This is a genomic window from Pseudomonas sp. M2 (assembly GCF_015751845.1).
Taxonomy (GTDB): domain Bacteria; phylum Pseudomonadota; class Gammaproteobacteria; order Pseudomonadales; family Pseudomonadaceae; genus Aquipseudomonas; species Aquipseudomonas putida_E.
The window spans coordinates 3,230,030-3,243,951 of sequence record NZ_JADOUD010000001.1; the positions used below are offsets into that span (position 1 = coordinate 3,230,030).

Genomic DNA, 13,922 nt, shown 5'->3' on the forward strand with positions numbered 1-13,922 from the left:
CTTTGGCCTCCTTTCGCGACACGAGGCCGCTCCTACAGGCGAACGTATATGCCTGTAGGAGCGGCCTCGTGTCGCGAAAGGGCCGCAAAGCGGCCCCAGTTCCTCAGGCCAGCTCCTCTGCCTGATCCTCGCGCACGATCGCTTTCTCCACATCACGTCGGCTGATGTACTTCCAGTCCGCCTCGTCGATATAGATGCCATTCGGCCCGCTACCGCCTTCCAGGTCGATCGCCACATGCGCCGATACCTGTGGCTTCACGCTCGCCAGAATCGGCACGAAGCCCAGTTGCAGGCTGGTCTCCAGCAGTGCGGCCTGGTTGCGCTCGTCGATGTCCGCCGCTTCGTCGAGGTAGTAAGGCAGGCGGATGCGCCCGGCCAGGTCGCGGTCCATCAAGTGCAGCAACAGGTACATGTTGGTCAGCGCCTTGATGGTCATGGTGGTGCCGTTGGAAGCGGCGCCGTCGATGTCGGCGTGGATCACCGGCTGGCTGTTGATCTTGGTGATCTCGAAAGCCAGTTCGAACAGGTCTTTAAGGCCCAGCTGGTTGTGGTTGGCCGCCACCAGCCGTGCCAGGTATTCCTTGGCTTCTTCGTTCTTGTGATCCTGCTCCGAATTCTGAGTCAGGTCGAACACCGACAATGTCTCGCCTTCCTCGTACTGGCCGGCGCTGTGGATGATCTGGTCGATGTGCTTGAGCGCTTCCTTGTTCGGCGCCAGTACCACGCGGAAGCTCTGCAGGTTGGAAACCTGGCGCTTGTTGATCTCGCGGTTGAACAGGGCCAGCTGGTGTTCGAGGCTGTCGTAGTCGCTGCGGATGTTGCGCAGGGTGCGGGCGATGTCGGTGACTGCGGCGCGGCGCGCCTTGGCCAGGGTCAGGGCCTCGTCGGTGCGGTGCGCATAGGCATTGACCAGCAGTTGCAGGCGCCGCTCCATGTCGTCTTCGCTGTCGAACTTGGCCACACCCTTGAGGCGTACCTGGGCGTACAGCGCCTCGATCTGGTTGTCGACGCGCTGCAGGCCCTGCCAGCTGTCCTGGTAATCGTTGAGCAGGGGCAACAGGTTGTCCATGGAGTCGTCGACCGCTTCCATGAACGGCGTACCGAACGGCAGGTCGGCAGGCAGCAGCTGGCGACGGCGCAAGGCGTCTTCCAGGGTGCGCTGCTTGGCTTCCAGGTCGGCGATCTGGCGGCCGACCAGCTGCAGCTTGGCCGACAGTTGCTGGACGCGCTCGGTGAACGCATCGCTGGAGCGCTTGAGTTCGTCCTGGGCCGCCTCCAGTTGCGCCAGCTGCTCCATCTTCTCCGGTTCTTCAGCCGCCAGGGTTTCGCTGCGACGGTAGTCCTCCAGGGCCTTCTGCGCATCCAGCACCTGTTGGTACAGGGCTTCGGTCTGCGCTTTGGACGCGGTACGGTCGGCGGCCACCGATTGCTGGGTCTTGAGCTGCTTGAGCTCGCGCTCCAGGCGGTCCTTCTGGTCGCGCAGGGCGGCGCGGTCGGCCAGGGCTTGCAGGGCCGGTGGGTCGATGTGCGAAAGGTCGATGGAAATGCCTGGGGCCTCGAAGCGCTCGCCCTTGAAGCCATCGAGCACCGCTTCCAGCGATTTCACCCACAGGTCGCTATCGTCCAGTTCGATACCGCGCTCGCCCAGCGGCAGGCTGAACAGTGCGCCGTTGAACAGGCGCATCAGGCGGTCGACGTCTGCCTGCGAAAACTCTTCGCGCAGGCGGGCGTAGCTGTTGTTGTCGGCGTGGTCGAGCTGCTGCTTGACCTGCTTGAGGCGCTTTTCCAGGTCGCGCACACGCTCGTCGAGGTCCTCGGCAGAGAACTGCCGCGACTGGGCCAAGGCGCCGGCCAGCTCGTCGTGGGCATCCTTGGCGGCCAGCAGTTGCTGCTCCAGCACTTTGACGTCATCAACCAGGGCGAAGCGGTGCTTGAGTACCGACAGCTCGCCGAGCCAGCGCTGGATACCGGTGATTTCACGCTCCAGGCGCATCAGCTCCTGGGTGCCGCCACGCTGGTCGTTCTGCAGGCGGTCCTGCTCGCCCCGGTAGTGCTCGGCCTGGATTACCAGCTCTTCCTTGCGCGCCATGGCGTATTCCTGCCAGGTGCCCAGCAGGTTGTCGAGCAGTGGCGAGAGGCGGTGCAGCTTGCCGCGCAGGATGTCGCGCTGGGCCACACCGCCGGCCAGGGCTTCGACCAGGGGGCCGGCGGCAACCAGGGCGTTGTAGTCCTGCTCCATGCGGCGTACGTCGCGGAAGGCTTCTTCGCAGGCGGCGATGTAGTCGACGCTGCCCGAGCGCAGGCTGTGCTCGAACGCGTCGAGGAACAGCTGTTTGAGCTTGGCGGCGGTGATTTCGCGCATGTGCAGCAGGTTGATGAACAGTGCGCGGAAGGTTTTCAGGCTCTGCTCGCTGGTCGAGCGCAGCGGGATCATGGTCAGGTCCAGCGGCACCGAGGTGTGGCCGCCGACCAGCAACCGGCGCAGTTCGTCCGGCTTGAGCTCGTAGGCTTTGAGGCCCAGGCGCTCGAGGTTGGTGAACAGCTCTTTCTGGCGCAGGCAGGTGTCGTTCTTCTGGTAGTGATCCAGGTCCAGTTCACCCTTGTAGGCAAAGAACTGGTGGCCGAAACCGCCACCCGGCCCGCGACCGACCACGCCGATCACGTGGGGGCCGTGGGGCAGGTTCAGTTCGCAGAGGATGTACGAGGTGTCGCTGGCGAAGTAGAAACGGCGCGATTGCTCTAGGCTGTACTTGCCGAAGCTCATGTCGGACATGCGCGCCAGGATCGGGAACTGCAGGGCGTTGATCGAGGCGGATTTGCCCAGGTTGTTGGCGCCGTAGACCGACAGCGGGTGCTCCAGCGGGAACAGGCCCAGGCTGTAGCCGGCGGTGTTGAGCAATGCGAAGCGGCGGATGCCGTAGCGTTCCTGGCTCATGCGTCAATCTCCTGTTGCTCTTCGCGGATGGCCCGGGCCAGGGCCTCTTCTTCGCTTTCTTCGCCCTCGAACGGGGTGAGGTCGAGCGGGTCGTCGGTGCGGGCCAGTGCTTCGGGGCTTTCTTCCTCGACCAGCACCGGCGTTGGCAGCGGCAGGTCGCTGTGCAGGCTGGCGGCCAGGTCGCGGTCCTGCTGCACCGACAGGCACACATCGAGGAAACGGTGCATCGGCGGCAGGAAGCGGTAGATCCCGCCTTCTTCGTGGGCGAAGCCGAGCTGGGTCATGCGGCGCATGATCTTTTCTTCCAGCTCGTCGACAGTCTGCACTTCAGCCTGCAGGAACAGGTCACGGTATTTTTCCAGCAGCGAGGGCAGCTCGTCGCGCCCGATGCTGCCGCCGTCGAGCACCGCCATCGGGTCGCGGCCCTGGTCGGCCAGGTGTTCGACCAGGATGAAGGTGAACAGCGACAGGCGTTGGGCGGTCTTGTTGACCTGCGCGGCGGCCTGCTCGGGGACGAAGTAATAGAAGCCGCGGGTATCGCACACCAGCTCGAAGCCCAAAGCCTTGAACAGGGTGCGGTACTGGTCCTGGAAGTTCGACAGCTGGGCGTACAGCTCCGGGTCGCGGCGGCTGACGTGGAACCCTTTGAACAGCTCGCGGAAGATCGGCGCGAGCTGGGACAGTTCGGAAAGATCAAGATGCATTGGCTGGGCTCGCGTTGGTTTCAGGTTGCGCTTCGCGGCTGGATGTCAGGGCGAACGAGCGCAGGCTGACCAGGTGTTCGTGGGTGGTGTACTCGCGGCGTTCGAGGCGTTCGCGCTTGAAACGCTTCTCACGCGACAGGCGCGAGAACCAGTACAACAGTTCGTCGGTGGCGCCTTCGGGCTCCTGGTCCAGCAGCCAGACCATCAGGTCAGGCAGTGGCAGGGCATCCTCGCAGCGTTCGAGCATTTCCTTGACCGTGCGTGGCGCGCGCGGCAGCGGGCCAGTCTGGGTCTTGTGCGCCTTGGGGAACTTGGCCGGTTTCGGCTCGAAGCGGGCGAGGGCATAGACGTACGCCTCGACCTGGCTGGCGCTACCCAGGAAGGTACTCTGCGGCCGGGTGAACAATGGCATGGCGGCCTGCGGCACGGCGTCGATACCCTTGCGCCGGATCACCGACAGGGCCAGGGCGGCGCCGCGGGTCACGGCATTGTGCCGGCGCGCTTCTTCGCGCAGCGGCAGCAGCAGTTCACGGGCGTGGCGCAGGGTCAGCTGGGCGCTGGTCTGCATCTCGAGGATGCGCGCATGGGTGCGCAGCAGCATGTCGTCGTCGACCAGGTGGCCCAGGCGCGCCTGTTCGCCGAGCAGTTTCAGCAGCACGGTCTCGACCTTGCGCACGCCCTGTTCGAAGGCGCCGTCGGCATTGACCAGCTGGATCATCGGCTCGACGTATTCGTCCCAGGTCGCCAGGACTTCGGCATAACGCTGGCGTAGCGGGATCTGGCGGTTGCTGGTCTTGGCCCGTTCGGCCACGGCGACCAGCGCCTGTTCGTCGTTGTCGAGCTTTTTCAGCACGTCGCGCACGCGCATGTCGAGCAGGCGCAGCTGGCGCGCCAGGTCATCGCTGTCGCGGTTGTCGAAGGCATCCTGAATGTGCCCGGCAAGGCGCTCCAGGTGGCGCAGGTAGGCCTCGATCTCCAGGCACAGGCCCAGGCGGTGCTCGCGGCGCAGGTAGGCGAGGAAGTCGTGGATCTGGGCGTTGAGCTCGAAACGGTTCGGGCTCTTGGCCACCGGGACCAGGATATCCAGGCGGATCCACACGTCGAGCAGCTGGGTGATGTCCTGCGGCGTGCTTTCCACTTGCTGGCGGCCCAGCTGCTGGCGCAGTTCGACCAGGCTCAGGGTGCCTTGGTCGAAACGCTCGCACAGCGGCTCGATGAGGGCCCAGTGTTCGGCTAGGGCGCGCAGGACGCGCTTGGGTTCGATCATTGGCGTCTACTCGTTGCCAAGTAAAAAGGGGGCGATTGTACTGCATCCGGGGGGGAGGATTTCACCCCTTGGTCTGTAATGAGGGATAACCCCGGATTGGCTGGGGGTTTCCCTGGCCCCTCGGCGGTACAGGCAGCAATTTTCTGCCGACCAGTTGCGGCGCTCGGCAGCCAACAGCGTTAGAATGCCCGATTGTTCAAGCCCCCCGGATACCCGTGCCTTGCTGACCGAGTCCCGCCGCCGCGCCTACCTTTCCGCCATGCAAGTGGTGCATTGGCTGCCGCGCGCCGAACTGCCGTTCGCTGCGCCGTCGCGGCCCGAGCTGCTGTTGCCGCAGGTTCCGGTCGAGCACGCCGCGTTCGAGGTCAGGCCTTCGCCAGCCCCTGCCAACGAAGCGCCGGTCGCACCCCAGGCGCGCTCCGGCGAACGGCCGAAAATCGAAATTCCGCGCCCGGGCAACACGCCAAAGCCCGCCGCCAAACCGGTCGAGGCCGAGGAACAAGCCCCTGCGCCACGCCCGGCCCCCGTGCCGCCACCGCGTTTTTCGCTGCAACTGCTGCGCGCCGGCAACTGCCTGCTGCTGGTGGAGTTGGCCACCGGCCAACCCTTCCAGAGCCGCGACCCATCCTACCTGCTGCTCAAGGACATGCTGCGCGCCGCAGGCCTGCCAGATGCCCCGCAGATCATCGGCGAGCCGGTGCGCTGGCCGCTGCTGGTGCGTGGCAACATGGACCAGGGGCCGGATGCCGCGCGTGATTTCGTCCAGGGTTTCATCCAGGCGCGCCTTGAAGAAGCCCCTTGTACCTGCCTTTGGCTGATCGGCATGCCGGCCTTGCGCTTTGCCGCCAATACCGACGCCCAGGCCTATTACCAAGTACTCAAGCTCGACGGCCTGGGCGATGCCTGGGCCTTGCCGGGCCTTGAACTGTTGATGGACGAGCCGCAGCGCAAGGCGGACGTCTGGAAAGCGATGCGCCAGCTGATGGCGCGCTGGAAGAGCGTTGAATGAGTGAATCGATCAGTTTCCGCCCCATGACCGAGGCGGATCTGGATGCCGTGCTTAAGATCGAATATGCCGCGTTCAGCCATCCCTGGACCCGCGGGATTTTCCAGGATGCGCTCAAGTCCTACGAAGTGTGGTTGATGTTCGATGGTCAGCAGCAGGTCGGCCATGGTGTGATCAACGTGATCATCGACGAAGCGCACCTGCTGAACATTACCGTCAAGCCGGAGAACCAGGGGCGTGGCCTGGGTTTGCGCTTGCTCGAGCACCTGATGGCTCGGGCCTATCAGCTCAATGGGCGCGAGTGTTTCCTGGAGGTGCGGGCCAGCAACCAGTCGGCCTATCGCTTGTATGAGCGGTACGGCTTCAACGAGATCGGCCGTCGGCGTGATTACTACCCGGTGGCTGGCGGGCGCGAGGATGCGCTGGTGATGGCTTGTACGTTGCTCGAAGACTGACTTTCAATCCTTCCTGCTCTGTTGCCAGTAATTTGTGCATGCTTAACTCCTTGTAATGGCCGCCCCGATGGGCGGCCGTGCTCATGCTGGGGCAGAGGGAGCGGGGATGAGAAGGACGAAATGGCTGCTGATGGCCGCAAGCGTGATGCTGGGTGGCGTGGCTCAGGCCGATGAGCGTGACCTGTGGATGTTCGCGCAATGGGCCGGGGATCATCACACCCGCCCTTTTCGGGAGATGCTGGTGGACGCCCGCCTGTATGGCGTGGTGCCGATTCATCAATTGCTGCGCTCTGCGTCGGACTGGCGGCTGTGCAAGGCATCACCGTTTGCCGTGCCGCCGCCTGGCAACTGGCCGGCGGTGCGCTCTACGCTGGCGCTGATCAATACGCTGGAAAAGCAAGGCATCCTGCGCCAGTTCGAAGTCGTCTCCGCCTACCGTGACCCCGGCTTGAACAGGTGCGCAGGTGGGGCCGCGGGCAGTGCCCATACCCGTGCCTTCGCAGTCGATATCCTCCTGCCGGCCTGGGCCGACCCCAACCCGTTGTGCCGCTTCTGGCAGCAGCATGGCCAGGCCTGGGGCATGGGGCTGGGGCGCTACCCGACAGGCCGCATCCATATCGATACCGCGGGTTATCGCACCTGGGGCGGTGATGGCAGTGCGGCGTCGTCGTTCTGCAGCAAGCCCAGGTGAGCGAGGCCCATTACCCAATCGGCAAAGCGTTGGCGCTTGCCGCCGTCATCTAGCGGCTGGTCGACCGCCTGATTGGTGTAGCGCTGATAGGGCTCGGCTTGGCAGTGGTGGTGTCGGGGGTGCGCTGAAAGCGATAGAGAAGGGTGCAAACTTTTTTGCGGGCAAAAGAAAAGGGCCTACCTTGCGGTAAGCCCTTTTCAAGTTTGGTGGCTACACAGGGACTTGAACCCCGGACCCCAGCATTATGAATGCTATGCTCTAACCAACTGAGCTATGTAGCCGATGGCGCGCATTATTCCCTTGTGATGCCCCTGTGTCAACACTCATTTCAAAAAAAATTTGCACGCTTTCAAAAACTTAGCCGCCCAGCCTGTTTTCAGCGCACGATCAGCCATTGACCAAGAATGCTGTACACCTGCAGGCGCTGCTCGGCAATCAGGGCGTCGAGGGTTTCTCCGGCGCGGTCGAGGTTGAAGTCGCCACTTACCCGCCGATCAGCCACCTGTTCGTCCATCATCCATACGCGGCGGCCCTGATAGCTGGCCAGGCGTTCGATGACTTGGCCCAACGGCATGTCGATGGCGCGCAGGTGGCCGCTGCGCCAGGCGTTCGCGTTTTTGACATCGACCTTCTGCACGGGGTTGATCCGGGCATCGGTGAAGGTCACCCGCTCACCCGCCGACACCATGCGCTGGTCGCTACCCTGGGCGATCATGGCCTTGCCATTGAGCACCACCAGTTCGTCATGCCCGGCATGGCGCCCCACCATCAGGCGAGTGCCGAATACCTGGATACGCGCATCGTCCACCTGCAGTTCAAGGGCGCGGCCGTCGAGCATCACGTGCAGCTCGACCTGGCCCTGCACAACCTGCAGCAGGCGGGTACGCCCGCGCAGGTCGGCATTCAGTGCACTCGCGCTGTCCAGGTGCAGTGTTGAGCCATCGGCCAGGCGTACGCTGCGCCGCTCGCCAGCGCCAGTGTGCAGCTCGCTGCCCAGGCGCTGCATCAGTGGCCAATACAGGTACGCCAACACGGCCAGCGCCAGCAGGAACAGCAATGCCAGCCCTTTGCCGAGGTGGCTGCGTCGCACGGTGACCTGGCGCGGGCGAGGCCGTGCTGGTGGCGCTTGCAATTGCTGCCAGCAGGCTTCGAGCTCGGCGTAGGCATGGGCATTTAGCGGGGCCTGGCACCAGCGGGCGAAGGCCTGGCGTTCCCGGTCATCGCAGCCTGGTTGGCGCAGGCGGGAGAACCACGCCAGTGCTTCCTGTTGGGCGTCGGCCTGAATCTGCGTGGCGGGCATCGGGCTCATGCTGAAATGTGCTCGCTAAAGGGCGTTTGCGCCCAACAATTGCGGGGGATTTGGTGCGAGGATGCTAAATATATTGAGAACCATTTGCAAGTACGCAGTAATAGAGGGATAAAAAGGTAGCTATGTATCCATTTGTTTCCTGATAATCGGATCCCAAACCTGCGGACGGAACTCAAGCTCATGGCCATCAGCAGCACCTCCACCGCCAGCACCGGTTCGGCAAGCCAAGCCAACCCACTGGTGATGCGCATCATCGCCTTCTGCGCGCTGGCGCACCTGATCAATGACCTCATCCAGTCGGTGCTGCCGGCGATCTACCCGATGCTCAAGGCCAATTACGACCTGAGCTTCACCCAGATCGGCCTGATCACACTGACCTTCCAGATAACGGCGTCGCTGCTGCAGCCCTGGGTCGGCTTCTTCACCGACCGCCGGCCGACACCGAACCTGTTGCCGCTCGGCACCCTGTGCACGTTGGTAGGTATCGTCATGCTGGCCTTCGTCGGCAGCTTCCCGATGATCTTGCTGGCTTCTGCGCTGGTGGGTATCGGCTCGTCGACCTTCCACCCGGAGACCTCGCGGATTGCGCGGCTGGCCTCAGGTGGGCGTTTCGGCCTGGCGCAGTCGACCTTTCAGGTCGGTGGCAACGCAGGCTCGGCCTTCGGCCCGCTGCTGGCGGCAGCCATCGTCATCCCGTTCGGCCAGACCCATGTGGCCTGGTTCGGCGTGGCTGGCCTGCTGTTCTTTGCCGTGACCCTGATGCTGCGCCGCTGGTACACCGAGCATCTCAACCAGGCCAAGGCGCGCAAGGTGGTGCAGGCCACCCATGGCATCTCGCGCAAGCGTGTGATCGCGGCGTTGGTCGTGCTGGGCCTGCTGGTGTTCTCCAAGTACTTCTACATGGCCAGCTTCACCAGCTACTTCACCTTCTATCTGATCGAGAAGTTCGACCTGTCGGTGGCCAGCTCGCAACTGCACCTGTTCCTGTTCCTTGGCGCGGTCGCGGCCGGCACCTTCTTTGGTGGCCCGATCGGTGACCGCATCGGGCGCAAGGCGGTCATCTGGTTCTCGATCCTTGGTGTGGCGCCGTTCACCCTGGCGCTGCCGTACGCCGATCTGTTCTGGACCACCGTGCTGAGCGTGGTCATCGGCTTCATTCTGGCGTCGGCGTTCTCGGCGATCGTGGTGTACGCCCAGGAGCTGGTACCGGGCAGTGTGGGCATGATTGCCGGGGTCTTCTTCGGGCTGATGTTCGGCTTTGGCGGGATTGGCGCAGCGCTGCTGGGGTACGTTGCGGATTTGCGCGGTATCGAGTACGTGTATGGCGTGTGTTCGTTCCTGCCGTTGTTCGGCCTGTTGGCCGTGTTTCTGCCCAATACCGGTAAGCGCTGACAGCGTAGGGGCTGCTTTGCAGCCCAATCGCCGGCAAGCCGGCTCCCACAGGTAATTGTGTTAACTTCTGGAAATTGGGCAAGACAGTTGCTCCCACTATCGGGGCAGTGCTGATGTTCGCTGTGGGCGCCGGCAATTGACGGCTCAGCCTGGCTTGGCCTAGAGTGCCGCCTCTTTTCCCCAACCTGCGTAGTAGCCAAAGCAATGTGCCGTACCCAGTCCCTCCCACACGCCCGCCAGCCTGCCCTCCAGGCCATGCGTCGCGCGTGGCCGAGCGATACGGTGCTCAAGCGTCGCCGCAGTGTGCTGTTTGCCTTTACCTTCTCGCCACACCTCGCCCTGAACTGACCTGCGCCCCTGCGTCGTCCGCCGTCCCGGCGTGCGCCTGGGCGCCTGTATCTGCGCGTCTTTTCAGTTTGCTGGGAGTGGTACATGAACATGCGTTTGCTGGCGGGCCTTCTGTTCGCCGTGTCTGTGGTCGGCTTCAGCCTGGGGGCCAGCCTGCCGCTGGTGTCGTTGCGTCTGCATGAGGCCGGTGCCGGCACCTTGCAGATCGGCATCATCTCGGCCATCCCCGCTGCGGGGATGATGCTTTCGGCGTTCATGGTCGATGCCTGTTGCCGGTACCTGACCCGGCGCACCATCTACCTGCTTTGCTTCAGCCTGTGCACCGTGAGCATCGCCTTGCTGGAATGGGCATTCGATTCGGTCTGGATGCTGGCCCTGCTGCGCCTGGGCCTGGGTGTCGGCATGGGCATCGCGATCATCCTGGGCGAGTCATGGGTCAACGAACTGTGCCCCGATCACAACCGCGGCAAGATCATGGCGCTTTACGCCACCAGCTTCACCGGCTTCCAGGTACTCGGCCCGGCGATGCTCGCAGTGATTGGCGCCAACAGCCCGTGGATCACCGGTGTGGTGACCTTCTGCTATGGCCTGGCGCTGCTGTGCATTGTGCTGACCGTACCCAACGATCATGTGGAGCATGGTGAAGAGGGCGAGAAAAGCTTCGGCCTGGCGGGCTTCTTCCGCGTCGCCCCGGCGTTGTGCGTGGCTGTGCTGTTCTTCTCCTTCTTCGATGCGGTCGTGCTGTCGTTGCTGCCGGTGTATGCCACCAGCCATGGTTTTGCCGTGGGCGTGGCGGCGCTGATGGTGACGGTGGTGTTCGCCGGTGACATGGTTTTCCAGTTGCCGTTGGGCTGGCTGGCCGACCGGGTCGAGCGCACCGGGCTGCACCTGGTGTGCGGGCTGGTGGCGATGGCGATCGGTATTGCCTTGCCATGGCTGCTGGACATGGCCTGGCTGCTATGGCCGCTGCTGGTGGTGCTTGGCGCTGTGGCAGGGGGTATCTATACCTTGGCGCTGGTGCTGATCGGGCAGCGTTTCAAGGGCCAGGACCTGGTCACCGCCAATGCCAGCGTTGGCCTTTTGTGGGGCGTGGGCAGCCTGGTCGGGCCGCTGGTCAGCGGCGCGGCGATGGATGTGGCGCCGCATGGGCTGCCGATGGCGCTGGCGATCATGGCGGGGCTGTTCGTGTGCTTTGCCCGGCAGTCGTACCGGCGGGCCGGTAAGCTGCGGGCAGTGGCGGACTGAGGATTGTTGTTGCCAGTGCTGGCCCTATCGCCGGCAAGCCGGCTCCTACAGGTGCACCTGAGGCCTTGAGGGTAGTGGGGGCCTGGCAGCCTGGGTCAGAAGCTGCCGCGCAAGGTCACTGACACATTGCGCGGGTCACCCCAGTAATACCCGGTCGGCGTCGGCGCCACCTGGCGGTAGTACTTCTTGTCGAAGATATTGTTGGCATTGAGCTGCAACGAGTAATGCTCATTGAACCGGTAATTGACCATCGCGTTATACACCGCATACCCCGCCTGCGTGGCCTCGGCGCTGCCGCTGCGGTTGTAGATGTCGCTCTGCGCCTGCACGCCGCCGCCAACCGTCCACGCTTGCAGCTCGCCCGGCAGGCGATAGCTGGTGAACAGGCGCAGCATGCGCTTGGGGTCGGTGGTGCGGATGGCGTTGCCGGTGTTGCTGATGGTGTCCTTGAGTTGCTTGGTGGTGTTGTAGGTGTAGCCACCGGTCACGTTCCAGCCTGGCAATACTTCGCCGGAAATCTCCAGCTCGAAGCCTTGGCTGCGGTTCTTGCCAGCAGCCACCTTGCAATAGCCCGAGGTGTAGTTGGGCGGGCAGGGGTTGGGGCCGCTCAGGTCATCCAGGGCGTTGCCCACCTGGTAGATGCGGAAGAACGCCAGCGAGGTGTTCAGCCGCCCCTCGTAGAACTCGCCTTTGATTCCGGTCTCGTAAGCTTCGCCTGTGGTGGGCTCCAGCACCGAGCCGCTGACGTCGGTGGCGGTCTGCGGGTTGAAGATTTCGGTGTAGCTGGCGTAGGTGCTGAAGTTATCGTTGAGGTCGTAGATCAGTGCTGCATACGGCACGATCTTGTTGTCGACGCTGAATTTGCCGTTCGACTTGACGTTGTTTTCCTGCTCGTAGTCATACCAGTTGGCCCGCGCCCCGATGATAGCCGTGAGCGGGTCTGCCAGGGAAATGCGCCAGGTGGCGTAGGCCGCTTCCTGGGTGGTGCGCGTGCGCACCGGATGGGCGGTGATGTTGATGTCCGGTTCGGCCAGGCTGGTCTTTGGGTCCCACTCGCGGATGTCGAACACACCGGAGGATACGAAGTTGGTGGCCGAGGCGTAGGAGTCATTGCGAATGCGCTCGACACCCAGCATCAGGTCATGGCTGCGCCCGAGCAGCTCGAACGGCCCGTTGAGGGTGGCGCTCAGGTTGTTCTGCAGGCTCTCGCCGCCGTCGCCCTCGGTAACCTGATAGTTCATCAGGTAGGGGTTGTTGCTGGGGTTGGCAGCGCCGCTGGCGCGGGTGAAGTAGGTCTGCTTGAAACCGTGGTCATCCAGCTCGAAGTGCGTGCGCTGGGCCATCAGCTTGAGCGACCAGTCGTTGTCGAAACGGTGTTCGAGCTCGGCAAAGGTCTGCAGGTTGCTGCGGTCCCAGCGGTTCCAGTCGGCACCCAGGTAAGTGCTGCGGCCAAACGCAAGGGGCGAGCCATCATAGTCGGCGGGCAGGTTGCCCCAGGCGCCGGTGGCATCGAGCTTGGTCCACTCAAGGCCAGTGGTCAGGGTGGTGCTTTCATTCAGATCGAAGGCCAGCACACCGTAGAACACCTCTTTGCGCTCCTGGCGCGAGTCCTGGAAATGGTCTTTGTCATCGTGTACGGCGATCACCCGGCCTCGCACGTTGCCGGTTTCTGTCAGCGGGCCGGAGATATCGGCGACATAACGCTGGGCATCCCAGGAGCCGAGGGTGACGCTGCCTTCGCCCTGGAATTCGTGCGTCGGGCGTTTGCGCACCAGGTTGACGGTGCCTGACGGGTTACCCGCGCCGCGAATCATGCCGGTGGCCCCGCGCAAGATCTCGGCCCGGTCGATGATGGCCGAATCGCTCTGGATGAATGAACCACCGCCGCTGCCCTGTACCACGGTGGCGCCATCGTACTGGATGGCATCGATCGCATAGCCGCGCGAGTAGTACTGCACGCGTTCGCTGTCGGTGAGGTTCACCACCACACCAGGCGTCTGCTCCAGCAGGTTGGTCAGGTTGGTGATGTTCTGGTCGTCGATGCGCTGGCGGGTGACCACGGTCACCGACTGCGGGGTGTGGCGGATGCTTTGTGCGGTCTTGCCGATGGTGACCGCACCGGTCGTGTAGGAGCCACTGTGCTCGGTGGTTTCCCCCAGGCGATCGCTGGAAATGCTGGTGGCACCCAGTTGCAGTGCGCCACCGGCGTCCAGTGCGGGTATCAGCAGAAAGCTGTTATCGCCTTCCTGTTGCACTTGCACATCGCTGCCCATCAGCACGAGGGTCAATGCTTGGGCCGGCTCGTGGCGCCCCTGCACGCCTTGGGTGGTCTTGCCCTGCAGGCTGTTCGCATCGAACGACAGGCTCAGGCCGCCTTGCCGGGCCACCTGGTCCAGTGCCGGGGCCAGAGGGCCTGCGGGGATGCTCCAGTCGATTTGCCGGTGCTGGCTGGCGGGTGCAGCCGCGACCTGTGCGGGCAGTGCCAGGGCGCTGCCCAGGCCGAGGCCGAACACGGCGGCGCGCACGGCGTGGCGCAGCCTGTCGTTGCGGGGGGAACACGGGTGGATCAT

Annotated in this window: 10 protein-coding genes and 1 tRNA gene; 5 read left to right on the top strand and 6 right to left on the bottom strand. The window is 63.8% G+C overall.

Annotated elements, in window-relative coordinates; all coding sequences use genetic code 11:
- Nucleotides 1–103: 103 nt before the first annotated feature.
- From mksF to mksB, 3 genes are read right to left on the bottom strand one after another with little or no spacing between them, the layout of a single operon-like run.
- The gene (gene mksF, locus IWW33_RS14995; RefSeq protein WP_115273842.1) at nucleotides 104–2,935 is read right to left on the bottom strand and encodes an Mks condensin complex protein MksF; all 2,832 of its coding nucleotides are present in this window, start codon (nucleotides 2,933–2,935) and stop codon (nucleotides 104–106) included.
- A complete protein-coding gene (gene mksE / locus IWW33_RS15000; RefSeq protein WP_046784590.1) occupies nucleotides 2,932–3,639 on the bottom strand; it encodes an Mks condensin complex protein MksE in 708 nt (235 codons plus the stop codon). The genes mksF and mksE overlap by 4 nt, the downstream gene beginning before the upstream one ends.
- Nucleotides 3,629–4,906, bottom strand: coding sequence for an Mks condensin complex protein MksB (gene mksB / locus IWW33_RS15005; protein WP_012316293.1), 1,278 nt, complete (start codon nucleotides 4,904–4,906; stop codon nucleotides 3,629–3,631). Before mksB ends, mksE begins: the two co-directional genes overlap by 11 nt.
- A gap of 220 nt (nucleotides 4,907–5,126) precedes the next feature.
- On the opposite strand from mksB, the gene IWW33_RS15010 reads away from it, so the two are divergent.
- From IWW33_RS15010 to IWW33_RS15020, 3 genes are all read left to right on the top strand, one after another.
- Nucleotides 5,127–5,915 carry a hypothetical protein gene (locus IWW33_RS15010; RefSeq protein WP_046784589.1) on the top strand — a complete coding sequence of 263 codons (789 nt, stop codon included), beginning with the start codon at nucleotides 5,127–5,129 and terminating at the stop codon, nucleotides 5,913–5,915.
- The gene (rimI, locus tag IWW33_RS15015) at nucleotides 5,912–6,367 is read left to right on the top strand and encodes a ribosomal protein S18-alanine N-acetyltransferase (RefSeq protein WP_012316291.1); all 456 of its coding nucleotides are present in this window, start codon (nucleotides 5,912–5,914) and stop codon (nucleotides 6,365–6,367) included. Before IWW33_RS15010 ends, rimI begins: the two co-directional genes overlap by 4 nt.
- A gap of 106 nt (nucleotides 6,368–6,473) precedes the next feature.
- Nucleotides 6,474–7,058 (top strand): D-Ala-D-Ala carboxypeptidase family metallohydrolase, encoded by a 585-nt coding sequence (locus tag IWW33_RS15020; RefSeq protein ID WP_174141596.1) that lies wholly within the window; start codon nucleotides 6,474–6,476, stop codon nucleotides 7,056–7,058.
- Between the two features lie 204 nt (nucleotides 7,059–7,262).
- Here the strand turns inward: IWW33_RS15020 and IWW33_RS15025 are convergent.
- Nucleotides 7,263–7,339: transfer RNA gene (locus IWW33_RS15025), tRNA-Met, on the bottom strand.
- A 95-nt stretch (nucleotides 7,340–7,434) separates the two neighbouring features.
- A complete protein-coding gene (locus IWW33_RS15030) occupies nucleotides 7,435–8,367 on the bottom strand; it encodes a FecR domain-containing protein (protein WP_080952056.1) in 933 nt (310 codons plus the stop codon).
- Between the two features lie 180 nt (nucleotides 8,368–8,547).
- Between IWW33_RS15030 and IWW33_RS15035 the strand changes: the two genes are divergently transcribed.
- Together IWW33_RS15035 and IWW33_RS15040 are read left to right on the top strand one after the other, a co-directional pair.
- A complete protein-coding gene (locus IWW33_RS15035; RefSeq protein WP_115273844.1) occupies nucleotides 8,548–9,759 on the top strand; it encodes an MFS transporter in 1,212 nt (403 codons plus the stop codon).
- 432 nt (nucleotides 9,760–10,191) lie between these two features.
- On the top strand, nucleotides 10,192–11,352 hold the full coding sequence (locus IWW33_RS15040; protein WP_174141595.1) for an MFS transporter: 1,161 nt from the start codon (nucleotides 10,192–10,194) through the stop codon (nucleotides 11,350–11,352).
- A 95-nt stretch (nucleotides 11,353–11,447) separates the two neighbouring features.
- Here the strand turns inward: IWW33_RS15040 and IWW33_RS15045 are convergent, their stop codons facing one another.
- A complete protein-coding gene (locus tag IWW33_RS15045; RefSeq protein ID WP_174141594.1) occupies nucleotides 11,448–13,922 on the bottom strand; it encodes a TonB-dependent siderophore receptor in 2,475 nt (824 codons plus the stop codon).

Bases quoted from the DNA above. Each gene is read 5' to 3' on its own strand.
- mksF (WP_115273842.1), bottom strand. From the start codon at position 2,935: ATGAGCCAGGAACGCTACGGCATCCGCCGCTTCGCATTGCTCAACACC.
- mksE (WP_046784590.1), bottom strand. From the start codon at position 3,639: ATGCATCTTGATCTTTCCGAACTGTCCCAGCTCGCGCCGATCTTCCGC.
- mksB (WP_012316293.1), bottom strand. From the start codon at position 4,906: ATGATCGAACCCAAGCGCGTCCTGCGCGCCCTAGCCGAACACTGGGCC.
- rimI (WP_012316291.1), top strand. From the start codon at position 5,912: ATGAGTGAATCGATCAGTTTCCGCCCCATGACCGAGGCGGATCTGGAT.
- IWW33_RS15020 (WP_174141596.1), top strand. From the start codon at position 6,474: ATGAGAAGGACGAAATGGCTGCTGATGGCCGCAAGCGTGATGCTGGGT.
- IWW33_RS15030 (WP_080952056.1), bottom strand. From the start codon at position 8,367: ATGAGCCCGATGCCCGCCACGCAGATTCAGGCCGACGCCCAACAGGAA.
- IWW33_RS15035 (WP_115273844.1), top strand. From the start codon at position 8,548: ATGGCCATCAGCAGCACCTCCACCGCCAGCACCGGTTCGGCAAGCCAA.
- IWW33_RS15040 (WP_174141595.1), top strand. From the start codon at position 10,192: ATGAACATGCGTTTGCTGGCGGGCCTTCTGTTCGCCGTGTCTGTGGTC.
- IWW33_RS15045 (WP_174141594.1), bottom strand. From the start codon at position 13,922: ATGATCCACCCGTGTTCCCCCCGCAACGACAGGCTGCGCCACGCCGTG.